Annotated in this window: 19 protein-coding genes and 6 pseudogenes; 14 read left to right on the forward strand and 11 right to left on the reverse strand. The window is 62.6% G+C overall.

The window, feature by feature from the left end; genetic code table 11:
- Window positions 1-7: 7 nt before the first annotated feature.
- From SHTP_RS14755 to SHTP_RS14780, 6 genes and pseudogenes are all read left to right on the forward strand, one after another.
- Window positions 8-952, forward strand: coding sequence for a glycosyltransferase (locus SHTP_RS14755; protein WP_096372484.1), 945 nt, complete (start codon window positions 8-10; stop codon window positions 950-952).
- Window positions 949-2,769, forward strand: coding sequence for a thiamine pyrophosphate-binding protein (locus SHTP_RS14760; RefSeq protein WP_096370993.1), 1,821 nt, complete (start codon window positions 949-951; stop codon window positions 2,767-2,769). The genes SHTP_RS14755 and SHTP_RS14760 overlap by 4 nt, the downstream gene beginning before the upstream one ends.
- A 278-nt stretch (window positions 2,770-3,047) precedes the next feature.
- Window positions 3,048-3,737: an aldolase/citrate lyase family protein gene (locus tag SHTP_RS14765; protein WP_231991473.1), complete on the forward strand. Its 690-nt coding sequence runs from the start codon at window positions 3,048-3,050 to the stop codon at window positions 3,735-3,737.
- 137 nt (window positions 3,738-3,874) lie between these two features.
- Window positions 3,875-4,564 (forward strand): annotated as a pseudogene (locus SHTP_RS14770) (SDR family NAD(P)-dependent oxidoreductase).
- An 11-nt stretch (window positions 4,565-4,575) separates the two neighbouring features.
- Window positions 4,576-5,643, forward strand: a complete 1,068-nt coding sequence (locus tag SHTP_RS14775) for a 3-dehydroquinate synthase (RefSeq protein ID WP_231991646.1) — start codon at window positions 4,576-4,578, stop codon at window positions 5,641-5,643.
- Complete coding sequence (locus SHTP_RS14780; protein WP_096370995.1) at window positions 5,615-6,892, forward strand: FGGY family carbohydrate kinase; 1,278 nt, start codon at window positions 5,615-5,617, stop codon at window positions 6,890-6,892. Before SHTP_RS14775 ends, SHTP_RS14780 begins: the two co-directional genes overlap by 29 nt.
- A 52-nt stretch (window positions 6,893-6,944) precedes the next feature.
- Here the strand turns inward: SHTP_RS14780 and SHTP_RS29035 are convergent, their stop codons facing one another.
- Window positions 6,945-7,421: a hypothetical protein gene (locus SHTP_RS29035; RefSeq protein ID WP_231991647.1), complete on the reverse strand. Its 477-nt coding sequence runs from the start codon at window positions 7,419-7,421 to the stop codon at window positions 6,945-6,947.
- Between the two features lie 17 nt (window positions 7,422-7,438).
- Window positions 7,439-8,512: a glycosyltransferase family 87 protein gene (locus SHTP_RS14785; RefSeq protein WP_231991476.1), complete on the reverse strand. Its 1,074-nt coding sequence runs from the start codon at window positions 8,510-8,512 to the stop codon at window positions 7,439-7,441.
- A 521-nt stretch (window positions 8,513-9,033) separates the two neighbouring features.
- On the opposite strand from SHTP_RS14785, the gene SHTP_RS14790 reads away from it, so the two are divergent.
- Window positions 9,034-9,729: a WbqC family protein gene (locus SHTP_RS14790; protein WP_096370996.1), complete on the forward strand. Its 696-nt coding sequence runs from the start codon at window positions 9,034-9,036 to the stop codon at window positions 9,727-9,729.
- A 176-nt stretch (window positions 9,730-9,905) separates the two neighbouring features.
- Window positions 9,906-11,108, forward strand: a pseudogene (locus tag SHTP_RS14795) (ISAs1-like element IS2404/ISMul1 family transposase).
- A 102-nt stretch (window positions 11,109-11,210) separates the two neighbouring features.
- Here SHTP_RS14795 and SHTP_RS14800 read toward each other — a convergent pair.
- The gene (locus SHTP_RS14800; protein WP_096372485.1) at window positions 11,211-11,504 is read right to left on the reverse strand and encodes an antibiotic biosynthesis monooxygenase family protein; all 294 of its coding nucleotides are present in this window, start codon (window positions 11,502-11,504) and stop codon (window positions 11,211-11,213) included.
- A 219-nt stretch (window positions 11,505-11,723) separates the two neighbouring features.
- On the opposite strand from SHTP_RS14800, the gene SHTP_RS29040 reads away from it, so the two are divergent.
- From SHTP_RS29040 to SHTP_RS14815, 4 genes and pseudogenes are all read left to right on the forward strand, one after another.
- Window positions 11,724-12,386, forward strand: coding sequence for a hypothetical protein (locus SHTP_RS29040; RefSeq protein ID WP_231991477.1), 663 nt, complete (start codon window positions 11,724-11,726; stop codon window positions 12,384-12,386).
- Window positions 12,383-13,609: a DCC1-like thiol-disulfide oxidoreductase family protein gene (locus SHTP_RS14805; protein ID WP_231991478.1), complete on the forward strand. Its 1,227-nt coding sequence runs from the start codon at window positions 12,383-12,385 to the stop codon at window positions 13,607-13,609. The genes SHTP_RS29040 and SHTP_RS14805 overlap by 4 nt, the downstream gene beginning before the upstream one ends.
- 331 nt (window positions 13,610-13,940) lie before the next feature.
- Window positions 13,941-14,579: a class I SAM-dependent methyltransferase gene (locus tag SHTP_RS14810; RefSeq protein WP_231991479.1), complete on the forward strand. Its 639-nt coding sequence runs from the start codon at window positions 13,941-13,943 to the stop codon at window positions 14,577-14,579.
- Window positions 14,576-15,145: pseudogene (locus SHTP_RS14815) on the forward strand (acetyltransferase); the annotation flags it as partial. The gene SHTP_RS14810 and the pseudogene SHTP_RS14815, both read left to right, overlap by 4 nt.
- A 15-nt stretch (window positions 15,146-15,160) precedes the next feature.
- Here the strand turns inward: SHTP_RS14815 and SHTP_RS14820 are convergent.
- The 3 genes and pseudogenes from SHTP_RS14820 to SHTP_RS14830 all read right to left on the reverse strand — a co-directional run bounded on the left by SHTP_RS14820 (window position 15,161) and on the right by SHTP_RS14830 (window position 18,476).
- Entirely contained in the window at window positions 15,161-16,363 is a 1,203-nt protein-coding gene (locus tag SHTP_RS14820; RefSeq protein WP_420872943.1) for an ISAs1-like element IS2404/ISMul1 family transposase, read from the reverse strand.
- A 197-nt stretch (window positions 16,364-16,560) separates the two neighbouring features.
- Window positions 16,561-17,853: pseudogene (gene tyrS / locus SHTP_RS14825) on the reverse strand (tyrosine--tRNA ligase).
- An 11-nt stretch (window positions 17,854-17,864) separates the two neighbouring features.
- Window positions 17,865-18,476, reverse strand: coding sequence for a DNA-3-methyladenine glycosylase (locus tag SHTP_RS14830; protein ID WP_096370541.1), 612 nt, complete (start codon window positions 18,474-18,476; stop codon window positions 17,865-17,867).
- 59 nt (window positions 18,477-18,535) lie between these two features.
- Here SHTP_RS14830 and SHTP_RS14835 point away from each other — a divergent pair, with 59 nt between their 5' ends.
- Both SHTP_RS14835 and SHTP_RS14840 read left to right on the forward strand, forming a co-directional pair.
- On the forward strand, window positions 18,536-19,303 hold the full coding sequence (locus tag SHTP_RS14835; RefSeq protein WP_096370540.1) for an ABC transporter ATP-binding protein: 768 nt from the start codon (window positions 18,536-18,538) through the stop codon (window positions 19,301-19,303).
- A gap of 203 nt (window positions 19,304-19,506) precedes the next feature.
- Complete coding sequence (locus SHTP_RS14840; protein WP_420873010.1) at window positions 19,507-20,709, forward strand: ISAs1-like element IS2404/ISMul1 family transposase; 1,203 nt, start codon at window positions 19,507-19,509, stop codon at window positions 20,707-20,709.
- Between the two features lie 17 nt (window positions 20,710-20,726).
- Here the strand turns inward: SHTP_RS14840 and SHTP_RS14845 are convergent.
- The 5 genes and pseudogenes from SHTP_RS14845 to SHTP_RS29045 form a co-directional block, all read right to left on the reverse strand.
- Window positions 20,727-20,918: pseudogene (locus tag SHTP_RS14845) on the reverse strand (phytanoyl-CoA dioxygenase family protein); the annotation flags it as partial.
- 67 nt (window positions 20,919-20,985) lie between these two features.
- Window positions 20,986-21,948: pseudogene (losA, locus tag SHTP_RS14850) on the reverse strand (glycosyltransferase LosA); the annotation flags it as partial.
- A gap of 293 nt (window positions 21,949-22,241) precedes the next feature.
- Window positions 22,242-23,069 (reverse strand): NAD-dependent epimerase/dehydratase family protein, encoded by an 828-nt coding sequence (locus SHTP_RS14855; protein ID WP_338101612.1) that lies wholly within the window; start codon window positions 23,067-23,069, stop codon window positions 22,242-22,244.
- A gap of 190 nt (window positions 23,070-23,259) precedes the next feature.
- Complete coding sequence (locus SHTP_RS14860; protein WP_231991482.1) at window positions 23,260-24,342, reverse strand: glycosyltransferase; 1,083 nt, start codon at window positions 24,340-24,342, stop codon at window positions 23,260-23,262.
- A gap of 2 nt (window positions 24,343-24,344) precedes the next feature.
- A complete protein-coding gene (locus SHTP_RS29045; protein WP_231991483.1) occupies window positions 24,345-24,752 on the reverse strand; it encodes a class I SAM-dependent methyltransferase in 408 nt (135 codons plus the stop codon).
- Window positions 24,753-24,773 lie beyond the last annotated feature (21 nt).

Below are 24,773 nucleotides of genomic sequence, written 5' to 3' on the forward strand. Positions count from 1 at the left end.
CGTGGGAGTGGGTGCGGGAACGAAGAAAAAGATCGCCGTCATAGCCCCTGCTTACAACGAGAGCGAATGCGTCGAGGAGCTGGCGCTCCAACTGGCCGCCGTGTTCGATTCCGAGCCCGCATACGATTTCGAGGCGATCATCGTCGAAAACGGCTCGACCGACGACACGATGGAAAAGCTGCTCGCCATCAACGCGGCCGACCCTCGGTTCAAGATCCTGCAACTGGCGCGCAACTTCCGGATGGACGGCGGATTGACCGCTGGCCTCAACGTGGTTGACGCCGACGCGGTTGTCCTGATGACCGCCGACCTGCAGGACCCACCCGACTTCATCCCGGACATGATCCGGGCGTGGGAGCAGGGTTACGAGAACGTCTACGGCGTGGTCACCGAGCGCGGTGGTGTCGGCCCCATCCGCCGGATGAACTCCCAGTTGTTCTACTGGCTGGCCGGCAGACTCACCGACGATCGAATTACCAGTAACGCCAGCGATTTTCGCCTCGTTGACCGGAAAGTGTACGAGGCGGTCCGGTTAATGGACGAGCGCAACCGGTTCGTCCGGGGGCTTTTCTCGTGGGTCGGCTTCAAATCGATTGGGCTGCCGATGAAGCGGGCGCCCCGCTTCGCCGGCGAGTCCAAGGCCTACACCTTCAAAGTGATGGACCTGGCCGGCAAGGGAATTCTCGCGCACTCCTACGTGCCGCTGAGACTCATCACCCTTACCGGTTTCCTCTTGAGTGCCGTTGCCGCTATCGCGGTGTTCGTGCTCGCGGTGCGCTTCGTCTTCTACGGCGTCCCCTTCCCCGGCTTCGGTTCGCTGGTAAGTCTGATGCTGGTCGGCTTCGGGGTGATTACCCTGCTCTTAGGGGTTGTCGGCGAGTACCTCGCGCTCATCTACGAGGAGGTCAAGCAGCGCCCCAACTTCGTCGTCACTCGAAAGGTGGGCATGTGAGCACAGCCCCCGCGGAACCCGCCAAGTATTCCGACCAGCTGGTCGACTGGCTGGTGGGTGCCGGCTACACGCACTGCTTCTTTGTCGCGGGCGGCAACATCATGCACCTACTGAACTCGGTACGCACCCGAATGATGTGCGTACCGTTCGTGCACGAGGTGGCCGCCGCGATCGCCGTGGAGTACTTCAACGCCTCTCGCGACGAGGGAAGCGGCCGCGCCCTGGCCCTGGTGACGGCTGGCCCCGGCCTCACCAATGCAGTGACCGGCATTGCCGGTGCCTGGCAGGAGAGTCGCGAGCTGTTGGTGTTGGGCGGGCAGGTCAAGAGCAGCGACCTGAGCCGTGGCGCGGTGCGCCAGCGCGGCATCCAGGAAATCGACGGCGTGGAACTGGTTAGCAGCGTCACCAAGCGTGCGCTGCGGATCGAGCGCCCGGTTGGCCGCGATGTCATCTTGGACGCCGTGCTCGACGGGCGCACGCCGCGACAGGGCCCGGTCTTCCTCGAAGTCTGCCTGGACACCCAGGCGGCGCTCCCCTTGGCTGGGCAGGATCCGATTGCCGTCCCGGAGGCGGACGCCGTACCAGAGGTTCCCGCGACCGACGTCGAACACGTCGTCGAGTTGGTGCGCGAGTCGCAGCGCCCCGTCGTCTTGGTCGGCGGCGGCGTGAGCCGTGATGCGGTCCGCACACTGGGTGAACGCACGGCGGCCGCCGGCATCCCCATCATGACCACATGGCATGGGGCGGACCGGGTTCCCAGCGAACACGCCAGGTATTCCGGACGCCCGAACACCTGGGGACAGCGCGCCGCCAATCTTCTCGTGCAGCAAGCCGATCTGGTGATCGCCATCGGCACCCGATTGGGGCTACAGCAGACCGGATTCGCCTGGGAAGAATTCGTGCCGATCGGGCGGCTGGTGCAGGTTGACATCGACGCCGCCGAACTGGCCAAAGGACATCCACGAGTCGACCTTGCGTTGCATGGCGACGCCGACCGGTTCCTGGACGCCCTGTACTCCGCCGATCTGGGTGATCCCGACCGGTGGCAGCCGTGGCGGGAATTCATCGCGTCGGTGCGCGCCCAGTTGCCGCTGAACGACCCGCAGAACGTCACGGCACCCGGATACGTCAAGCCCTACGAATTCGCGATGCGGCTCGCCGAAGTCGCCGAACCGGATGCCATCGTGCTGCCCTGCAGTAGTGGCGGCTCGTTCACCGTCGCCATGCAGGCGCTACAGCAGCGGGCCAACCAAAAGCTGGTCTCGAACAAGTCGATAGCGGCCATGGGCTACGGGCTGTCCGGGGCGCTCGGGGCGGCCCTGGCCAACCCGGGCCGCCAGGTGTTGTTGACCGAGGGAGACGGCGGGTTCGCGCAGAACCTCCAAGAACTGGGCACGCTTGCGGCAACGGGCGCCAAGGTCAAGGTCTTCGTACTCAACAACAACGGGTACGCGTCGATCCGGATGACGCAACGGAACTACTTCGGCGGCGCCTGGATCGGCTGCGATGGGCAAACCGGGTTGGGCCTGCCGGACTGGGCGGACCTGGCGCGGGCATACCGGATTCCGTTCGCACGAGTCGATGCCGCCGGCGGACTCGATGATCCGCCCATCCGATCGCTGCTGGACGCGGACGGTCCGGCGCTCATCGAAGTTCCGATCGACCCCGATCAGACCTACTATCCCAAGATCAGTTCGGCCGTGCAGGCGGACGGCTCGATGAAGTCGAACCCACTGCACCGGATGAGCCCGGACCTTCCCACTGGCGTCGAGGAGCGGGTAACCGTGTACCTGGGCGCGGTGCTACCGCAAACCTGAACCACCACCGCATGCGACCGAAGGGTAAATACTTGTATCCGCCGCCGCACAAAACTGAGCTCAATTGCCCGCTCCGAGGCGGGTTTTCCTGCGCAAATGCCCACGAGGCTGCGTGACCGGCAGTTATACTCTGCACACTCAACGCGAGGCTTTACCAGGGGAGGCATGGTGAACAAGACCGAACGGCAGATGGCCGAAATTCTGCGCGTGGGTTAGGAAAAACACGGCGTAGTGAGCGTCAGGCGGAGTTCGAGGCCGAAGGCACTCGCATCGACGAGTTGCTTCGTCTGGTCGACATCGCCCGCTCGGCGGGTCTGCCGCTGACGGTCAAGGTCGGCGGTTGCGAAGCCATGCGTGACCTGTTGGAGGCCAAGCAGATCGGTGTGCGCAACATCGTCGCGCCCATGGTGGAGTCCGCCTATGCGCTGTCGAAATACATCGCCGCCAAGAACGCCGTCTATGACGAGGACGAGGAACTCGACACCGACTTCTTGTTCAACCTGGAGACGATCACGGGTTACAACAACCTCGACGAGATGCTTGCGCTGGCCAACAAGGGCCGTGGCGTGCATGGCATCGTCTTCGGCCGGGTGGACTTCACCGGATCGCTCGGACAGACCCGCGAGACCATCAACTCACCCGAGATCACCAAGTATGTGACCACCGTTGCCGAGAAGGCGAAGCAGGCGGGTCTGGACCTGGTCCTGGGCGGCGCGATATCCAGCGACACCCTGGACACCATCCGCGAGGTCGCCAACGTGCACCTGACCCGGTTCGAAACCCGCAAGGTCGTGTTCGACGGCTCGGCCGGCACGCTCGCATCGATATCCGACGGCCTGCTCAACGCGGTCCACTTCGAGTTGCTGTGGCTGCTCAACAAGCGCGACTACTACGGTCACATCACCGATGAGGACGCCAAGCGCATCGAGATGCTCGACGCACGCTGGAAGGTCCTCAATCACCACTGAGGCACCCTTGCAGCGACCACGATTGGCAGGCAACGGGCGGCCAACGGTTTTGGGCGCGTGCCAGAAGGGGAAAGCGAGCGTGACCGAGTCCGGCCCGGCTGCGCTTTCCTTTTCGTGCCCGCGGATTGCGACAACGCATGATTTCTAGGTCCTCTGCCGGGGGTCCGTCCAGGGCCCTGGTTACCGGCGCCGCGCGGGGAATCGGCCGCAGCGTTGCCGACACCCTCGAGTCCAAAGGAATCACGGTCCTCAGGCCTGGCCGTCAGGAACTCGATCTGTCGATACCGGAATCGGTTGCCGACTACCTCACCGGCCTGGACCAAGTGGTCGACATCCTGGTGCTCAACGCCGGCATCAACAATCCCGAACCATTGCAGACCCTGTCGGCCGACAACTGGTCGAGCACGCAGCAGGTCAACGTCACCGCCAATCTGCTGCTCCTGCAGGGGCTGCTCCCCCGGATGACGGCCGCCGGGTTCGGCAGAGTCGTCGCCGTGTCGAGCGTCTATGCACATCGGGCCCGCACCGGCCGGGTCGCCTACAGCGCCTCCAAGGCCGCGATCGAGGAAGTGGTGCGGTCGGTTGCGGTCGAGTACGGCCCCTACGGAGTGCTGGCCAACTGTGTCGCTCCGGGCTTCGTGCTCACCGACCTCACCTACCAGAACAACGACGCCAAACAACTCTAAGCCCTGGCCGAACGTGTTCCGGTGGGCCGGTTAGCCGAACCCGAGGAGATTGCTGTTTTCATTTCCTGGCTGGTGTCCGCGGAGAACTCCTACATCACTGGCCAGTCGATACCGATTGACGGAGGTTTCTTGTGCGTGTGACCCAGGATCGGATGATCATCAAGTCCGAGCAGGGTGATTATCCTGTGGATTTCGTCGGGGAAGTCAAGCTGGTTCCCGAGCTCATCGATGTCGGCCCGGAAACCCTGGTGATCATCGACGAAGCGCTGGTGGACCTCTACGGCGACGCTTTGGGGCCGTTGTCGGAACGCCCGACCTATCGAGTGGCAGCCGACGAGGAGAGCAAAACCCTTTCTGGCGTAAGCCTTTTCGTCGACTGGCTGCTGGAGAACAAGGCAACCCGATCCGCCCACGTCGTCGCGATCGGTGGTGGCGTCATCCAGGACATCGCTACCTTCGCCTGCCACATCTACTACCGCGGTGTGGGATGGACATTCGTTCCGACCACCCTGCTCAGCCAGGCGGACAGTTGCATCGGAGCCAAATCCAGCATCAACGTGCTCCCCCTGAAGAACCAGCTCGGGGTGTTCCACTCCCCCAGCCACGTGATTGTTTGCTCAGAGTTCTTGACGAGCCTGCCGCAGATCGAGGTCGACTCCGGCTACGGAGAGATCTACAAGCTCGCGCTCACCAATGAGGGCGCCTTCTTCGACCAGCTCGCCGAGGCCCTGACCCATGGCGGCCACCGCAACCCGCGGGTGCTGGAAATGATCCGCAACGCCCTGGAAAGCAAGCGGCTCGTCATCGAACAGGACGAGCACGAGTCCGATCTGCGACGGGTGCTCAACTACGGCCACAGCTTCGGCCATGCACTCGAAGCGCTCACCCACAACGAGGTTCCGCACGGACTCGCGGTGATGTGGGGCATGGATCTGATCAAATTTCTCGGAGTGAAATGGGGATTGACCAGTCCCGCGACTGCAGCCCGGGTGCGCACTGTCCTTGACGCCAACACCGACTACGCGATTGGCGCCATCCCGTCGGCCCGCGAGTTGGTCGACACGCTCAAACGCGACAAGAAGGTGCGCAAGGGCGTCATGTATTTCGCCGTGTTGCACGACGAGGGCGATCTGCGGATCGTGCCGAAGCCGCTCGACGAGGCACTTGTCGCCGAGGTCGCGGAATACCTGGATGGCGACCCCCTTTTCGCTGCTCGTTGACCTCGGCGCCACCTACGTCAAGGTCGCGGTGCTGCGCCCCGACGAGGGCGTCGTCGCGGAGCGCAGGTACCCGTTTCCCCCGTTCACGTCGCTCGACGGGCCGTACCGCACCGTCGACCCCGCAGAGGTCCTTGCCGCGGTCGAGGCGGCGATCGCCTCAGGGTTGCCGCCGGCCGCCACCCCGCAACGGATCCTGCTAAGCGGCCAGATGCACGGTTGGACGTTGACTGATGAACACAACGTCCCACACCTTCCGCTGATCACCTGGCAGGACAACCGAGCACTACGTGTCCACAACGGGATTGCGCAGCTGGATCGGTTGCGGCAAAGCTTTGCGCCGGACGTCTGGCATGCGGTCGGCAACGAACTACGCTCCGGCCTGCCCGTGGCGGGCATTTTCGCAACCGATCTTTCGGCTTTCGACGGTCGTGTCCGCGTGCATAGCCTGCTGTCCTGGGTGGCCGCAGCGCTGACCAAGAAGCCGGACTTCGTAGCGCATGTCACCGATGCCGCCGCGTCCGGAATGTTCGACCTGACCACCGGATCGTGGTCGGAGCGGCTCACTACGTCCGTCGGCGGCTCACGCATGCTCTTACCTCGCGTGTCATCGTCATTGGCAGCGGTCGGCGTCCACGAACGTTCGGGTGCCACCGTCTACACCCCGGTGGGTGACCAGCAGGCCGCGTTCCTGGGGGCAGGACTGCGCGCCGGCGTCACAGCCTGCAATATTGCGACTGGGGGGCAGGTCGCCCGGCTTGCCTGCGCACATGCCGGTGACCGGTGCCAGACCAGGCCCTACTTCGGCAGAATGTTGCTGCACACGAGGACACATCTGCCGGCCGGGCGTGCGTTGACCCACGGTATTGCGTTGCTGTCACGCGGTCGTGCGGACGACGAGGCCTGGCGTTGGGCCGCCAACGCCGCCGCCGCGCCGGCCCGAACCGAACTTCCCCGCGCTCACCCCTCGTTCCATACCGTCGCCGGGGGCGGCTGGTCGGGTATCACTGACGCAACCAGCCCCGAGGACCTGGTCCGGGCACTCGTCGCCGCGGTCGCCTCGCCATACGTCGAGGGGGCAGTCGATGTCGGATTCCAACCGACTGATGAGCTTCTGTTCTGCGGCGGAGTAGCGCAACGTTTCGCTCCCCTGCGCACGGCAATTCATACGTCCCTGCAACTGCCGGCGCGGGTTGCCCCCGAAGGTGACATGGCCCTGCGTGGGTTGGCCGTACTTGCCGGTCGAATCTAGGGATCCGGAAATATCGGCACGCCCGGCAAACGCCCCGGCGCGCCCACGGTAGCTACCGCAGTTGCCTAGCCTCCGAAGCGGATTGAAGATTTCTGGCGATGGCAGAAAGCTTTTGAGCGTCGCTCACAGTCTCATTCGCATTTTCCGCCGCTTCTCGGGCCGATACCACCGGCCCGATTTCCTCCGATACCGATACGGGGGACGGATCTTCGGAGACGTCGCGAACCGGTCTGCGCGCGTACGACACAATGATCACCGCGCACGCGAGCAACCACAAAGCCGGCGTGACCACCGCCGTGGTCGTGATGACCGGACTTGTGCCAAACGCCGTGAGCACTCCGGGCTCGCCCGCAACCGGCACTGGGAAAGATGGGCCGGGGACGGCGATGTGGGCAATGCTGAAGGCCGTAGCGACGCTGACGCTGACACCGACGGCCCGACGACCGTGGCCGATGCGATCGAAAATTCCCGCCCCAGGCGGCCCCTCGGGGTCCCGGACGATCAGCGCTGCGACCGCCAAGACGAACACCAGGTAGTAGCGGTACGTCACGGCTGGGAAAAGTGAGGGGCAACCAACAGCACGATGCCCACCATGACCGGCGGAATGCGTCGCCCGAGGACCATCACCGCCCCGACGACCAGCGCCAGAACGCCATACCCGATCAGGCCACGCAGACCGCCAAGGTAGCCATCCGGCAAGGTGCCGCCGGTCTCGAGAACCTTCAACCCGTCGGGGATCCACAACAGGGCCTTGCCGAAGGACACATTTCCGACGCTGATTGCCTCGCTAAAGGCGCCGTAGCCCAGGGCATTGTGGATCGACTGTGTGATCGTCCCCGGGAAGTTACTCGGCCACAGCAGATACGCGCTCAGGTTCGCTACCACGGCACCGACCACCGCGATCCCACCCAACCGCCACTTTCGTGCCGCGAACAGCACGACGGCGAGCACAACGAGCTGCGGTTTGAGCAGGGCGGCCAGAATCACCATCCCAGTGACCAGGCCCCAGCGCTGGCGGCATAGCGCCACCAGGAAAACCAGTGCGATCGGCGCCAGGAACCCGGTGGAGTTGCCCCGATCGACGGCGACCCATGCCGGGATCGCGGCCACACCCAACGCCAAGAACGTCAGCAGGCGCTCGAGACCACGCGCGCCCCGGACGGCCCACAGGGCTGGGGTGAGAACCGCGACCACCAAAGTCATCAGGTAGCAGAACAGTCCCAGCTGCGGCCAGTGCAACCACTTACCGAGGAGCCCGAAAATCAGGAATGGCACCATGGCCGCTGGCGGGTAGGGGTTGCCCGGCCAGTTCGGTGGCCCCAGATGTTCCCAAGGGTCCGGCCGGAGCGCAGCGGTCGCTTGCCACGCATAATCACTGAAGCAGTGCCGGCCGACGTTCATGTCCCAATCAAGCCAGCAGTCCTGCGGAACATAGAGCAGCGAGCTGAACACGTCGATAGAGAAGTACTGGACGTAGATGAACCCCGTCACCAGCGACACCACCGATGTCCACAGCACGATGCCGAGCAGGAGCGTGCGCTCAGACTGCTCCGTCAGTCCGTGGATCTGCTGCCGGAACGCCGTGATCAGGTCCCGCGGAACCTCCACAGGTCGACTCACGTGTGCTCTCCATTCGGATCCGAAAACTCCGCAAGAGCGGGTGCCCAACGCACCCCCCTAATCGGTAGGCTAGTGCGCACGTTGTGCTGCCGCGGAGGATTGGGCAAATCTTGTTGCGCTGTAGCAGCCATGTTGGCAGTCACCGCTCCGACGATGTCGTGCACGTCGACGGTGCAATCGGCGTGCAACGCCGGTGCAATGCCGCCGCAATGGCGATGCGATACCGCCCCAAACAGCGCACCCCGAGGAACACGACGCACCGCCACCGGTGGGCGCCGAGCCGCCCACCGCGGAAAATCCAGGAAAATTCGATCCGGAACCCGGGTATACAGCACTTCCCAAATGGGTGCAGAAAAGTGGCGAATGACGTAACACAAAGCTTCATCGTCGGGCGCCGAAAAGACGAACCACATCACCACGTTTCGCACCCCGCATTGTAGAAGGCATGATTCGGTGGTATACTTTTTCCGAAATTTTCGGAGTCGGTAGCCTTTCCCCTGTTTCACCTTGGAGATACTTCGTTGAAGAAAGTCGCGATTGTTCAGTCGAATTATGTTCCGTGGCGAGGATATTTTGACATGATCGCATTCGTAGATGAGTTCATCATCTACGACGATATGCAATATACGAAGCGGGACTGGCGGAACAGGAACCGAATCAAGACGAGCCAGGGCCTGCAGTGGATAACGGTACCCGTGCAGGTCAAGGGACGTTTTCACCAGAAGATTCGGGAAACGCTGATCGATGGCACCGACTGGGCGAAGGCACACTGGCGGGCTCTGGAGTTCAATTATGGCGCGGCCCCCCATTACGCAGAGATCGCCGACTGGCTTGCGCCAATTTATCTCGATGAACGGTATGAGAACCTCTCGTCACTCAACCGACGTCTCTTGGAGTCGATTTGCGGTTATCTCGGGATCGTGACACGTTTGACGAATTCGTGGGACTACACATTGGCCGAGGGTAAGACGGAAAGGTTGGCCGACCTCTGCCAACAAGCCGAAGCGACAGAATACGTATCAGGGCCTGCAGCCCGCTCTTATGTCGATGAGCACGTTTTCGACGAGCTTGGCATTCAACTCACATGGTTCGACTACGAAGGCTACCGCGACTACACGCAATTGTGGGGCGCGTTCGAGCCGGCCGTAACGATTCTGGATCTACTCTTCAACATGGGGCCCGAGGCTCCCGACTATCTGCGGTATTGCCGCAGGTGAACCGCCCATCGTCGGCGCGCTCACGAGCACGGCCAGGGCTCCGGCGTTGTTGATTAGCAGGCTTGTGAGCTGGGTTGATGATCTTTGGTGCCGCGCTATTGGGGCCGGAGTGTAGGCACGGACTATCTGGAGAACGATCGAGTTGGTTACTGTTCGTCGTTGGTCTGGAGTTGCCCGTGCCTACCGTTTCAGTATTGCCTGTGTCGTCGGTTCCAGAGGTGTTCGACCGCTGGAGTCCTGGTGAGCGCAGCGAACTCATCGGATCGGAGTTTCTCGATGTGTTGGCCTCGGTGCCAGACCCGAGGGACCCACGCGGTCGGAGGTATTCGCTGATGGCTTTGTTGGCGATCGCGGTTCTGGCCACTGCCGCGGGGATGCGCGGCTATGCTGGTTTTGCCACATAGGCGGCCACCGCTCCCGATGATGTGTTGGCCCAATTAGGGGTCCGGTTCCGGCGGCCCAGTGAGAAGACCTTCCGCGCTGTTTTGTCTCGGCTAGACCCCGCCGACCTCAACGCCAGGATGGGCAGTTACTTCACTGCACACGTGGCCAGCAGCGACCCCAGTGGATTGGTGCCGATCGCGTTGGACGGCAAGATGCTGCGTGGTGCTTTACGCGCCAAAGCGACAGCCACGCATCTCGTGTCGGTGTTCGCCCACCGTGCCCGATTGGTGCTCGGTCAACTCGCTGTCGCCGAGAAAAGCAATGAAATTCCCTGCGTACGTGCCCTGCTCACGCTGCTGCCGGGTAGCTTGCGGTGGCTGGTCACCGTGGATGCGATGCATACCCAGGTCGTCACCGCGAAGTTGATCTGCGCCACCTTGAAGTCGCACTACCTGATGATCGTCAAGTCCAACCAAGCCAAAATACTTGCGCGTATCACCGCGCTGCCCTGGGCCGAGGTGCCCGCAGCCGCTACCGACGACTCCCGCGGCCACGGCCGTGTCGAGACCCGCACCCTGCAAATCATCACCGCTGCACGAGGAATCGGCTTCCCCTACGCAAAACAAATCATCCGGATCACTCGTGAACGCTTGATCACCGCCATCGACCAGCGCAGCGTGAAGGTGGTCTATGCCATCTGCAGCCTGCCGTTCGAGCACGCCCGCCCTACCGCGATCATGGCCTGGATGCGTCAACACTGGGGAATCGAGAACAACCTGCACTGGATACGCGACGTCACCTTCGACGAAGACCGTCAAAGGGCACATACCGGAAACGGCGCACAGGTCCTAGCAACGCTACGCAACACCGCGATCAATCTGCACCGCCTCAACGGCGCCGACAACATCGCCGAAGCCTGCCGGATCACCGCTTTGACCGCCAACCGCCGCCTAGACCTCCTCAATCCACAATTCCCCAGCTCACAAGCCTGCTAATCAACAACGCCGGAGCCCTGCGAGCACGGCGAACCCAGTTGCGGTCAGCAGAAAGCAGAAAGCACTGAGAAACAACGGCTTACGCGCCGAGCACTGCTCGGCTTATGCCGTATCGATCTGCTCGTAGTGCTCCACGGCGGGAAACGGGTCATAGAAGCCATGCAGCATCGAGCGCCACTGCGCGTACTCAGCCGATTTCCGGAACCCCTCGGTGTGGTCTTCCAGCGTGTCCCACTGCACCAGCAGTAGATATCTGCCCCGATGCTCCACACAGCGCGACAGGCTGAGCTGTTGGAATCCCGGCATCCGAGAAATGACCGACTTGGCTGACCCAAATGCCGACTCGAACTCCGCTTCGTGGCCAGGTATTACGTTCAGCACCGCATGCTCCAACATCACCGACACAGTCTCACCCACGCCGTCAATCCCAATGGGACCGTAGCTGAACTGCGGATCAGACGATGGTCGTCTCGAGGCGCGATCGGTCATCGGCACCCACACGCCGACAGAGCAACCCGCGCTCGGCCGCACCCGGCTCTGGCTCGGCTGGACTCGCCAATGGCGATTCGCCAGTACTGAAGAACCACATATGAGAATCGAGTAAAACTCTTATCCATGACTCCCTACGTCTACGCGCTCTTCTTCCTCACGCTGATCGGCGCTTTCCTGCTGGTGCGGTTCTGCCGACCGGTGGCAGTACCGCTCGATGCCTGGATCACAAGGGTCGGGCGCAAAGCACTTCCGTCGAGCGCGGGAGAGGAACCGAAGTTCGCGATGATTCGGGTAGGTTTCGGGGTCGTTCTGTCCTGGCACGCAACCGAAGTGTTGTTACATCTGGCCCCGGCTGACTACCGCGATCCGCAGATTCTGCTGTTCGCCATCCTGAATCTCGCCGCGGGCATCGCCGTCCTGCTAGGCGTCCTATGCCAATACACTCTGATCTTCCTCGTGGTCATTCAATGGCACCACGGTGAACTTGTGCTCAGTACCAGCACGCTGGGAAACGACGTCGCAGCGATCCTCGCCGTGCTGTTACTGCTGGTCAACAGCGGTCGGGCCTTCTCGGTAGACGGGTGGATCATCAAGCGCTTCCCAAGACTGCGCGCTGCATTGCTCTACTACGCCAGCCGACCAACGCCTGCGAGCATCACGACCGCAAAATGGCTGGCGCTCTTCTCCTTCTGGCTCGTCTGCCTCTATACGCTTGCGGTGCACCTAAATGAACCCGCCTGGAAGACGGCACCGCTGGTCCCCTGCTGTTCACCAACAATATCATGACCGGCCCGCACGAACTCATGGTCCATCTCTTCGCCGACAACCAGTGGGCCGTGTTCTTCGCGCGGATGGCTTTGTGGTCGATGTTGCCGTGGTATGCCCTGCTGGTACCGTGCGTGCTGATCGGGTCCCTCGCCCGCGTCTATGCAATCGTCTGGGGCTTATCGTTTTTCATCTTCAGCCTGGTATTGCTGAAACTCGGTTGGCTCCCCCAGATCGAGCTTCTGCTTTGGGCGGGGATCTTCTGGTCACGAGCGGGAATCACCGCACCGGGACAACTCTCGGTGGTCTTCGATGACAAGAGCAAGCTGTGTGACCGAACGGTTCAGGCGGTACGGGCGGTCGACATCTTCGACCGCGTCAAGCTGGTGAACGCCAGTGAGAACCTGGAACTGCTTCAGTCGCACGGCATCAGCGATGAGCGGGCGCTGGCAGATCCGCACGGTATCGATGAAGTCACCGGCGGCGTGGTCTCGGGGTACGACTGCTGCACCAGGGTGACCCGAAACGTGGTTCTGCTTTGGCCGGCGTACCCCATTCTGCTCTTCGGCAAGTGGTTTCGCCTCGGAACCACCACGTACGGCTGCATCGCCGGGCGTCGACACACGCTGTTGGGTGCCTACACGAAGCCATCCGGTAAACGGCCCGCGCGTTCACTCGACGTTGCCAGCGATGACTTTTCGCAGCTGACCGTCACACGCACCATGCTGCTGCACGCCAGTTTTCTGGCCGTGTTCTTTGTGGTTGCCATCCCCGCTCCCTACATCGGACATCAGGGCCGACCCAACCCGCTGGCCGAGGGCGCACACATCTACGGCATGGCACCCATCAACGTGTTCAACGAAAATGATCTGCGCTTGGCCGAGAACTGGTTTACTTTGTCGCTGCTGACCGACCACGGCGAGACGCTGATCCCCGTCTTGGCCGAGGATGGATCGCGACTGGGCTACCACGCGTCAGATCGTGTCTATTTTGGGAAGACCGCGCAATGGCGTCGACGCCATATCGGCCAGTCGGGCTGCTTCTTCACGGAAGATCAGGCCGAGATGCGTTATCTGGTAAGTATCTATCTACGCAAACAGGATCTCCCGGCGGGCGAGTACCGGGTGCGCTATCGGCAGTACTTCGAGCCCCTGCCGGCTCCCGCCTTGATCACCCGAAACGAGTACGCGCGCCAGCCGCGCGAGATGCGTTGCACTGAAGTCTTTTCGGTGAAGTGGCCCTAAGCGGCCTGGCTCCGGCACGCCAGCAACCAGCACACCTGCCGCGCAAGTTGCCCGCTGCGTGATGACGCGGACAGCTCGGCGAGGTGTGTTCGTCCGCTCGAGGTCACATTGTCGGTGGTGAAAGTTGGCCGCACCGGAGTGGACATCTACCACCTTCGCGTCAATCGGTGAGCTCGATCGCACCGGTTCAGGGCAGCGAGCAACCGGTGAGCTCCATCCGGCTGGTTTGCGGGATGGTCATTTTCTTCGCCGGAGTCGTCATCACCGCGTATCTGTCGAAGGTATATTCCGAAACCAAGCAGCGAACCCTACGCACTCGTGAGGGAGGTTCATGGCGGAAGACGCAACGACCATGCTCGGCGATGTGGCTCGCTACTACGCATCCAAGCTCGAAGAACATGGCACCACGGCGCGCGGCGTCGATTGGAACGGCGAGGCAAGTCAGACTCTGCGCTTCGACCAACTGTTGCGCATAGTCGATGTGGCAGGCCGATTCTCGATCATTGATCTGGGTTGTGGCTATGGGGCACTGCTGGACTACCTCGACGCGCGTGGCCTCGAAGCGGACTACACCGGCATCGACGTCTACCCTGAAATGGCACGCGCAGGGGCAAGACGCTTCCAAGGCCGGACGGATGCAGACTTCATCTGCACCACTAGCGTCGACCGGGAAGCGGACTACAGCGTCGCGAGTGGGATCTTCAATGTGCGACTCGAACGCTCGGACGCCGAATGGCGCGACTACCTCGAGGCGACGCTGGACCTGCTGGATGCGGCCAGCCGCCGCGGCTTCGCCTTCAACTGCCTGACATCCTATTCCGACGCGTCGAAAATGCGTGACGACCTCTACTATGCCGATCCCTGCGCCCTATTCGATCTTTGCAAGCGTCACCACTATTCGAAGAACGTCGCGCTTCTTCACGACTATGGGCTCTATGAATTCACAATTCTGGTTAGGAAGGCACCATGAAGAAACCATTGGTGATTTTCGGGAGTGGTGATATCGCCCAGCTCGCCCACTACTATTTCACGAGAGACTCCGAATACGAGGTCGTAGCCTTCACCGTCGACCAGGACTACGCGAGCGAGTCCGAGTTCTGCGGCCTACCCTTGGTGGCCTTTGACGAGGTCACCCAACGCTTCCCGCCGGAATCTCACGCCATGTTCGTGGCGCTGGCCTATGCCAAACTCAACGGCGTGCGCAAGGAAAAATATCTTGCCGCCAAGGCTCTGGGCTACGAACTCGCCAGCTACATCAGCTCCCACGCCACCGTGTTGAACGACGGGCGGATCGGCGATAACGTCTTCCTACTCGAAGACAACACCATTCAGCCATTCGTGACCATCGGAAACAATGTCACGTTGTGGAGCGGTAATCACATCGGCCATCATTCGACGATTCGCGATCACAGTTTTCTGGCTTCGCATATCCTCGTATCCGGCGGGGTGACAATTGAGGAGCAGTGCTTCATCGGCGTCAATGCAACGCTGCGTGACCACATCACCGTTGGTTCGCAGTGCGTGATCGGAGCAGGGCTCCGGCGTTGTTGATTAGCAGGCTTGTGAGCTGGGGAATTGTGGATTGAGGAGGTCTAGGCGGCGGTTGGCGGTCAAAGCGGTGATCCGGCAGGCTTCGGCGATGTTGTCGGCGCCGTTGAGGCGGTGCAGATTGATCGCGGTGTTGCGTAGCGTTGCTAGGACCTGTGCGCCGTTTCCGGTATGTGCCCTTTGACGGTCTTCGTCGAAGGTGACGTCGCGTATCCAGTGCAGGCTGTTCTCGATTCCCCAGTGTTGACGCATCCAGGTCATGATCGCGGTAGGGCGGGCGTGCTCGAACGGCAGGCTGCAGATGGCATAGACCACCTCCACGCTGCGCTGGTCGGTGGCGGTGATCAAGCGTTCACGAGTGATCCGGATGATTTGTTTTGCGTAGGGGAAGCCGATTCCTCGTGCAGCGGTGATGATTTGCAGGGTGCGGGTCTCGACACGGCCGTGGCCGCGGGAGTCGTCGGTAGCGGCTGCGGGCACCTCGGCCCAGGGCGGCGCGGTGATACGCGCAAGTATTTTGGCTTGGTTGGACTTGACGATCATCAGGTAGTGCGACTTCAAGGTGGCGCAGATCAACTTCGCGGTGACGACCTGGGTATGCATCGCATCCACGGTGACCAGCCACCGCAAGCTACCCGGCAGCAGCGTGAGCAGGGCACGTACGCAGGGAATTTCATTGCTTTTCTCGGCGACAGCGAGTTGACCGAGCACCAATCGGGCACGGTGGGCGAACACCGACACGAGATGCGTGGCTGTCGCTTTGGCGCGTAAAGCACCACGCAGCATCTTGCCGTCCAACGCGATCGGCACCAATCCACTGGGGTCGCTGCTGGCCACGTGTGCAGTGAAGTAACTGCCCATCCTGGCGTTGAGGTCGGCGGGGTCTAGCCGAGACAAAACAGCGCGGAAGGTCTTCTCACTGGGCCGCCGGAACCGGACCCCTAATTGGGCCAACACATCATCGGGAGCGGTGGCCGCCCATGTGGCAAAACCAGCATAGCCGCGCATCCCCGCGGCAGTGGCCAGAACCGCGATCGCCAACAAAGCCATCAGCGAATACCTCCGACCGCGTGGGTCCCTCGGGTCTGGCACCGAGGCCAACACATCGAGAAACTCCGATCCGATGAGCTCGCTGCGCTCACCAGGACTCCAGCGGTCGAACACCTCTGGAACCGACGACACAGGCAATACTGAAACGGTAGGCACGGGCAACTCCAGACCAACGACGAACAGTAACCAACTCGATCGTTCTCCAGATAGCCCGTGCCTACACTCCGGCCCCAATAGCGCGGCACCAAAGATCATCAACCCAGCTCACAAGCCTGCTAATCAACAACGCCGGAGCCCTGCCAGTGCTTTGAGAAATGCTGGACTATGCATTTCACTCACCGGGAAAGAGCGGCTCAGCCGACGCGTTCCACTCCGGCGATGTTCCGCTTGCCACGGCGCAGCACCAGCCAGCGGCCGTGCAGGAAGTCCTATGTCTGCGGTACCCACTCATCGGTCTCGACCCGAATGTTGTTGACCGACACCCCACCTTCGCCGATGGTGCGCCGCGCCGCGCCCTTGCTGGCCGAAAGCCCGGTGGCCACCAGCAAATCCACGATGCCGTCCGGGGTGCCCGGCTCGAGTTCGGCGATGCTCGTCTCGCGCAGTGCCGCGCGCAGAGTCGCCTCGTCGAGCCGGCTCAACTCGCCATGGCCGAAAAGCGCTCGGCTGGCGTGCTCGACGGCCTCGGTGGCCGCCTCCCCATGCACCAGGGTGGTGAGTTCGGCCGCCAGCCGGCGTTGGGCGGCGCGCTGGTGGGCCCGCTCGGCGGTGGCCTGCTCCAGCTCGGTCAGTTCCTCGGCAACCAGGAACGTGAACCACCGCAGGTAGCGGATCACATCCGCGTCGGCGGTGTTTACGAAGTACTGGTACCAGGCGTACGGGCTGGTCATCTCGGGGTCCAGCCAAAGGCTGCCGCCGCCGGTCGATTTGCCGAACTTGGTGCCATCGGCGGCGGTCACCAGCGGGACCGTGAGGGCGTGCACCGCCGCACCCGACTTTTGGCGCACCAGGCGGACTCCGGCGATGATGTTGCCCCACTGATCCGATCCGCCGATCTGCAGCGTGCAGCCGTGGCGCCGGTGCAGTTCGACGTAGTCGTTGGCCTGCAGCAGCATGTAGCTGAACTCGGTGTAGGAGATCCCCTCGCCCTCCAGCCGCCGCCGGATCGTGTCCCGATCCAGCATCACGTTCACCGAGAAGTGTTTGCCGACGTCACGCAGAAACTCGACGGTCGACATGGCGGCGGTCCATTCGAGGTTGTTCTCGACGATCGCGCCGGTGGGAGATCCGTCGAAGTCGACGAAGCGTTCCAGCTGGCCGCGGATCCGCTCGGTCCAGTTGCCCACGGTATCGGCGTCGTTGAGACTGCGCTCACCGATGTCGCGAGGGTCGCCGATCATCCCGGTGGCCCCACCCGCCAACACGATGGGACGATGGCCCGCTCGCTGAAATCGCCGCAACGTCAATAGCGGCACCAGGTGTCCGGCGTGAAGGCTTGCCGCGGTGGGGTCGAAACCGGCATAAACCGTCAGCGGCGGGCGCTGTGCGTTGGCGGCCAGCGCGTCAAGGTCGGTGGACTGGGCGATCAAGCCGCGCCAGCCCAGCTCGTCGAGGATCCCAGCTGACCCAGAAGAGTTTGAAGACATCGCGCAAGACTCTAGTCGCTGGCCCCGAGGGCGGGTGCTCGTGGACTTCGTCGATACGCCGACACCTCCGGACGGTCGGCCGACCGCAACCGCCAGGGCCGGTCGGCGGCGCGGCTGACTCCCACCCGCGGCCCCGAGACCGCCGCGATCGGTTCGTGCAGCTGGAGCGTCACCGGACTGGCCGGGTCAAACAAATCAATCCCGTTGTCATCCATGGTGATCCCTAGCGCCGAACACAGGTTTCCCGGACCACGCCCGAGCGCGGCGGTGGCAACCAGCCCACCCCGGCGGGACCGGGCGACATCGGTACCGCGACCAATGGCGCACGCCCTGAGCAGCACCGCCGCGGCCGTACCGTCGGGACCACACGCGACGTTGGCGCATACGTGGATTCCGTGGCTGCGGTAAGTGTAGAGCCGACCGGGTGGACCGAACATGACGCGGTTGCGCGCACTGGGTCCGCGATAGGAATGGGCCGCCGCGTCGGGCCACGGGCCGTCGGGAACCCCGCCGTAGGCCTCGACCTCGACGATGACGCCGCACACCCCCCGCGCGGCGATGGTCGCCCCGAGCAGTCGATGTGCGGCAGATACCGGGTCGACCAGCAGTTGCTCAGCGCTCATCGCAGCGATTGTGCCCTTCCTGTTGACAAACCCCCACTTCTAGGTCGACTATTCATCGCATGGTGACTTCAACAAGCGTTGAATCGCTAACAGGTGGGTCACAGCCGGCTGTCAGCATCAAGCACCTACGGGTCATCCGCGGCAAACACTCCGCGCTGCACGACTTCTCGGTCGACATTGCGCGCGGCACCATCACCGGCCTGCTCGGGGCATCCGGGTGCGGTAAGACCACCCTGATGCGCAGCATCGTCGGCACCCAGATCGTGACGTCGGGAACCGTCACCGTGCTGGGTCATCCGGCCGGTTCTGCCGTGCTGCGCCGCCAGGTCGGATATCTGCCACAAGATCCAGCGATCTACCACGACCTGCGAATCATTGACAACGTCCGTTACTTCGCCGCCCTCTACGGCTACAACAGGCAAGCCGCCGATGATGCGATCGCGCGAGTGGGCCTGACCGATCACCGCACCGACTACTGCGCCAACCTGTCCGGCGGACAGCGAACCCGGGTGTCGCTGGCGTGCGCGCTGGTGTGCCACCCCACCTTGCTTGTCCTCGACGAACCTACGGTGGGCCTGGATCCCGTTTTGCGCGTAGATCTTTGGCAGCAGTTTGCCGAGCTAGCCCGCGCCCGAACGACATTGCTGATTTCCAGTCATGTCATGAATGAAGCCGAGCACTGCGGCGATCTGCTGCTGATGCGTGCCGGCCGCCTAGTGGCGCAGACCACCCCGACCCAACTACGGAAGGACACCGGATGCATGTCGCTGGAGGAGGCGTTTCTCTCCATGATCCGCCGCCACACCACCACGCACCAGGCCGAATAGGCCTGCGCGCCTACACCGCTACCACCACGCGAATCCTGCGTCAGCTCGCCGCCGATCACCCAGGGCTCCGGCGTTGTTGATTAGCAGGCTTGTGAGCTGGGTTGATGATCTTTGGTGCCGCGCTATTGGGGCCGGAATGTAGGCACGGGCTATCTGGAGAACGATCGAGTTGGTTACTGTTCGTCGTTGGTCTGGAGTTGCCCGTGCCTACCGTTTCAGTATTGCCTGTGTCGTCGGTTCCAGAGGTGTTCGACCGCTGGAGTCCTGGTGGGCGCAGCGAGCTCATCGGATCGGAGTTTCTCGATGTGTTGGCCTCGGTGCCAGACCCGAGGGACCCACGCGGTCGGAGGTATTCGCTGATGGCTTTGTTGGCGATCGCGGTTCTGGCCACTGCCGCGGGGATGCGCGGCTATGCTGGTTTTGCCACATGGGCGGCCACCGCTCCCGATGATGTGTTGGCCCAATTAGGGGTCGGGTTCCGGCGGCCCAGTGAGAAGACCTTCCGCGCTGTTTTGTCTCGGCTAGACCCCGCCGACCTCAACGCCAGGATGGGCAGTTACTTCACTGCACACGTGGCCAGCAGCGACCCCAGCGGATTGGTGCCGATCGCGTTGGACGGCAAGATGCTGCGTGGTGCTTTACGCGCCAAAGCGACAGCCACGCATCTCGTGTCGGTGTTCGCCCACCGTGCCCGATTGGTGCTCGGTCAACTCGCTGTCGCCGAGAAAAGCAATGAAATTCCCTGCGTACGTGCCCTGCTCACGCTGCTGCCGGGTAGCTTGCGGTGGCTGGTCACCGTGGATGCGATGCATACCCAGGTCGTCACCGCGAAGTTGATCTGCGCCACCTTGAAGTCGCACTACCTGATGATCGTCAAGTCCAACCAAGCCAAAATACTTGCGCGTATCACCGCGCTGCCCTGGGCCGAGGTGCCCGCAGCCGCTACCGACGACTCCCGCGGCCACGGCCGTGTCGAGACCCGCACCCTGCAAATCATCACCACTGCACGAGGAATCGGCTTCCCCTACGCAAAACAAATCATCCGGATCACTCGTGAACGCTTGATCACCACCACCGACCAGCGCAGCGTGGAGGTGGTCTATGCCATCTGCAGCCTGCCGTTCGAGCACGCCCGCCCTACCGCGATCATGACCTGGATGCGTCAACACTGGGGAATCGAGAACAGCCTGCACTGGATACGCGACGTCACCTTCGACGAAGACCGTCAAAGGGCACATACCGGAAACGGCGCACAGGTCCTAGCAACGCTAGGCAACACCGCGATCAATCTGCACCGCCTCAACGGCGCCGACAACATCGCCGAAGCCTGCCGGATCACCGCTTTGACCGCCAACCGCCGCCTAGACCTCCTCAATCCACAATTCCCCAGCTCACAAGCCTGCTAATCAACAACGCCGGAGCCCTGACCGGCTATCGAGAGCCGCTCCTGGCCGATCTCGCTGAGAATTCGCTCCTGCACCAGGTACATACGATCGCGGGTTGTGGCGAGAAACCCCGCATCAAGCACATCTTCGACAACTGCGTAACCTACGCAGTGCAGCGCGTCCTGCAGCTGGACCAGCCATGGACTGGCATCACACTCGACGGCTGTCATAGCCCTCGATCGCCCCGCGGCGAACGAACCGGATCCGCGCCGAAGCGTTCCCAGCTCGCCGGGGCATGGCGCGGAAAGCGGCCTCAAGCGACGCCGGCCCCTGGGACGTGAAGTTCGGCCCGTAGATTCTTCGGATTATCGTGTACGGCCGCTGCTTGGTTTCGGTGAAGATCTTCGAAATATAGATTCCAATCAGCCCCAGGCAGAAAATCGTCAGCCCACCCAGCATCCAGATGGAAACAATCAATGACGGCCAACCACCGAGCAAGACCCGGAAGAAAAGCCGATCGATGATCAAGTATCCCGCGGGCAAGCTGGAAATCATGAAAATTACAGCACCGAGATAGAAAATGAAGACCAGGGGTTTGTTACTAAATGATGTGACATTGTCGACCAACGCCTTGACCTTGTGCGCGCAGGTATATGTGGTTGTTCCCTTCGACGCCTTGTGCACAGACATCGGAATCTGATTGAAACCCGTAATCTGCCACAGGCCGGCGATCGAGAGTTCTCGCTCCTGGTGCTGGACCAGACAGCGCACATAATCGGCTCTCATCAACCGGACGGTGAGGACGTTTTCGTGCAGCGGTGGGTTGCACAGCATCGCGGACGCGCGATAGTGCATCTTGGGGCCAAAGTTCTTCCACCAGCTGCCAGGGCGCTGCGCCTGGCAACCAAATACCACGTCAGCGTCGGTCGCTATCAGCTTCTCGTAGAACTGTTCGAGGAGGGCGGGATCCTCCTCCAGGTCTGAGTCGATCAGAAAAACGAGATCACCGGTGGCGTGCGCCAAGCCGGTCATCATCGCCTTGTGATGACCGAAGTTTCGTGACAGCTGAATCACCCGCACGCTGGGATCTTTACCGAGCAACGAAACCGCCTGATCAAGCGATCCGTCCGGCGAGCCGTCATCGACGAAGATCATCTCGACGTCGCTCGTAATCTTCTCCGCCGCCGCGCGAACTCGCCGGTAGAACTCGAGCACATACGGCTCGGACATGTACAGGGTCGTTACGATCGAGAGACGCATTGCCAATCCAATCCACCGCTGCAGAGCATCTTTCCCGGGGATCATACCGAGGGCACACGGGCATGGCGGCGGTTTTGGACTCGTTGGATTCGCCGATCGAGAACTCGATGATCACTTTGACTGTTCGCATTTGCCGGTCTCGATATCGACCATTGGCGGATTACCCGAAAAACGCCCCCGCTGAAGATATTTCAGCTCCTCGCCGCCGGTTCAGGCAATCGAACACGCCACACATTGCATAATCGAAAAAGTGACCATCCCCGGCAATCTCGCCAACTCTGCGCCGAAACTGCTTAGGCCATACCAAGCACTCCGCGGGCGGTGATCTCGATCTGACGATCAAGGGGTGCGCTAGCCAAATCCCACTTCTGGCACAGCCGCTGCCAATCCCGGCCGTCAGAATGGTATTGATCCGGATTGCGAGGATCGATCTCGTCGCGGCTGATCACCGCATCGGGGCGCACCACCGCGGCGACCCGCGCGGCAAGCTCGGCCATCTCCACCAGCTCGCCGCCGCTGTCGATGGTGACCGGGCCAATCCCGCCCTCGGCGATCGCCACCACCAGCAGCTCTTCAGCTAGGGAATACCGACGGAATACCGGGCGGCGGGCGGTGATCCGGATCGCCCCCGAACTGGCTGCCCGGATCATCGACCCCAGCGCGCAGGCCTCCGACTTCTGCACGTGAGCACCCGAGATACTCCAGGCCCGCACGACCGCGGGCACCGTCCCGGCCTCGGCAGCGGCCTGCGCCAGGCGCTGCTCGGCCTCACGCTTGAGGTAGCCATACGGGTTGTCCTCGATCGGGTCCATCAGCGCGTCCCGCGGATAGACCGCCGCACCGCTGGAGACCGTGAGCGCGAGCCGGACGTCGGGTAGCTGTGTCGCGTAGACCAGGCGCTCGGTGAGGGCACGGTTGGCGCCAACATATTCGCCCAGCGGCATGCCGGCGACTCGGTCGCGCGTAAGAAACGCACAGTCCAGAACGACCGTGGGCGCAAAGGAGGCCACTTCCCGCTCGTCCCATACCCGGCAATCGATGTCGCGATCCCCGACCCGAATGGTCCGGGCCCGGCTGGCCAGGGCCAGCGTGGGCAGGCCCAGCGGGGCCAGCAGATCCAGTGCGGTGCGCCCGAGTCAGCCCGATGCGCCGGTGACAAGCACTCGGTCCTCGCCAAGCGCCCGCGCCGCCAGTGCGCGCGCGCTCGCATTCACCAATGTCGTCACGGAGCAAGTCCACCCGTGGAGCAGTTCAGGTGCGCACGGCCAGGAGCCTGCGGCCGCGCGGGCCGGCATTCCTGCGTACTCCGATTCACTTCGACGGCAATGTCTTTCGGCTCTGCTGAGCATCAACACAGCGACGCCGGCGCGCGAGCCACATGGCCCCGAGCGCGGCCAGCGAGCCGGTGGTCCCGCGCAACACCGGACCCCGCATCGCCAACCCGTACCAGTGCAGATACGAGGGCAACCAGCCGACCAGGTCGAACTTGCTGGTGCCGGCGGTCCGGTCTTCCCAGCTGCTGGGCACCTCATCGACGCGAAAGCCCATCAAGTGCGCCTTCGTGGCGAGTTCCAAACCCACCTCAAACCCCTTGATGCTCTCCACTGGAACTTCATCGAGGAAACGCCGGCTGTATCCGCGGAAGTTGGTCGTCGCATCATGGGTGGGCACCCTGCCCACGTAATGCAGGCTGAGCCCGGCCGTCCTCGACATCAGCGTCTTCAACCGGGGCCCGCCGGTCTGCGAGCCGCCGGGCATGTACCGCGAACCGCTGACGATGTCGGCTCCCTCGTCGCGAATCTTGGCTGCCATCAACGGAATCACCGACGGCGGATCAGACAGGTCGGCCATGCTGGTCACGACGACGTCCCCACGGGCCGCCGCAAAGCCGGCGATCAGGGCATTGGCCACGCCCTTGCCGATGGAGTTGCGAACCAACCGCAGCGTCCCCGGCTTGTCTGGCATCGCCGCGAGCGCCGGTAACGTCGTGTCCTCGTCGAAGTCGTAGCAGACGAGTAATTCGTGGGGCACGTCCGACAACGCCTCGGTCAATCTGCGGACGCAGACTTGAATGTTCTCGCCCTCGTTGTAGACCGGGATCACCACGCTGATCAGGCGCTCGTCGTCGAGGTCGGTTCGTTCTTTGCGGGCACGAATCACGAACTGCTTGCCGAAAATCGGCCACGCCGCCCGGGAACGCAGGTACTGCCGCACCAAGATTGGCGCCTGCGGCCAGGGCGACCTCGTCGTATAGGGCAAGAACCGGTCGTAGTCGTCGACGATCCTCAGATGCTGGGATTCGAGCACCTCAATGAGCGAACGGTCGCTGATCGGCACCGTGTGGTCCCAGAAATCCCAATAGTCGCCACTGAGAAAGCGAATATTGGGCCCCATCGCTATGAGGTGCCCCCGGGCTTGAGCACACGGTGTGCCTCGGCGATGGTGCGCTCCACCTCGACCTTGCTCTGCAGGTGCTCGAGCAGGTTGCTGGTGAAAACCACATCCACCGACTCGTCGGCCAAGAAGCTGAGATCATCGGCCCGCCCACCGTGGAACTCGATGCCGGGCTCGAGCATGTCGGCGCTGTCGGGATTCAGATCGACACCGATCCGACGTGCGGCGCAGACATGATTGAGGAACTCGCCGTAACCACAGCCGAGATCGAGCACCGTGTCGCTGCGCCTGACCCACGCTTGAAAGAAATCGCGAACTAGTACGGCCCAAATGGCGGCACGCGATTCGCGGGCGTGGCCAAAGCGATTGCGATAGAGCTGCTGCAGGTCGGGTTCACCTGCGATGCGCATGGCGTCCTCGTGGATAGTACC

Source organism: Mycobacterium ulcerans subsp. shinshuense, assembly GCF_002355775.1.
Lineage (GTDB): Bacteria > Actinomycetota > Actinomycetes > Mycobacteriales > Mycobacteriaceae > Mycobacterium > Mycobacterium marinum.

Bases quoted from the DNA above. Each gene is read 5' to 3' on its own strand.
- SHTP_RS14775 (WP_231991646.1), top strand. From the start codon at position 4,576: ATGATCATCAAGTCCGAGCAGGGTGATTATCCTGTGGATTTCGTCGGG.
- SHTP_RS14780 (WP_096370995.1), top strand. From the start codon at position 5,615: ATGGCGACCCCCTTTTCGCTGCTCGTTGACCTCGGCGCCACCTACGTC.
- SHTP_RS14800 (WP_096372485.1), bottom strand. From the start codon at position 11,504: ATGTTGGAGCATGCGGTGCTGAACGTAATACCTGGCCACGAAGCGGAG.
- SHTP_RS29040 (WP_231991477.1), top strand. From the start codon at position 11,724: ATGACTCCCTACGTCTACGCGCTCTTCTTCCTCACGCTGATCGGCGCT.
- SHTP_RS14805 (WP_231991478.1), top strand. From the start codon at position 12,383: ATGACCGGCCCGCACGAACTCATGGTCCATCTCTTCGCCGACAACCAG.
- SHTP_RS14810 (WP_231991479.1), top strand. From the start codon at position 13,941: ATGGCGGAAGACGCAACGACCATGCTCGGCGATGTGGCTCGCTACTAC.
- SHTP_RS14830 (WP_096370541.1), bottom strand. From the start codon at position 18,476: ATGAGCGCTGAGCAACTGCTGGTCGACCCGGTATCTGCCGCACATCGA.
- SHTP_RS14835 (WP_096370540.1), top strand. From the start codon at position 18,536: ATGGTGACTTCAACAAGCGTTGAATCGCTAACAGGTGGGTCACAGCCG.
- SHTP_RS14860 (WP_231991482.1), bottom strand. From the start codon at position 24,342: ATGGGGCCCAATATTCGCTTTCTCAGTGGCGACTATTGGGATTTCTGG.
- SHTP_RS29045 (WP_231991483.1), bottom strand. From the start codon at position 24,752: ATGCGCATCGCAGGTGAACCCGACCTGCAGCAGCTCTATCGCAATCGC.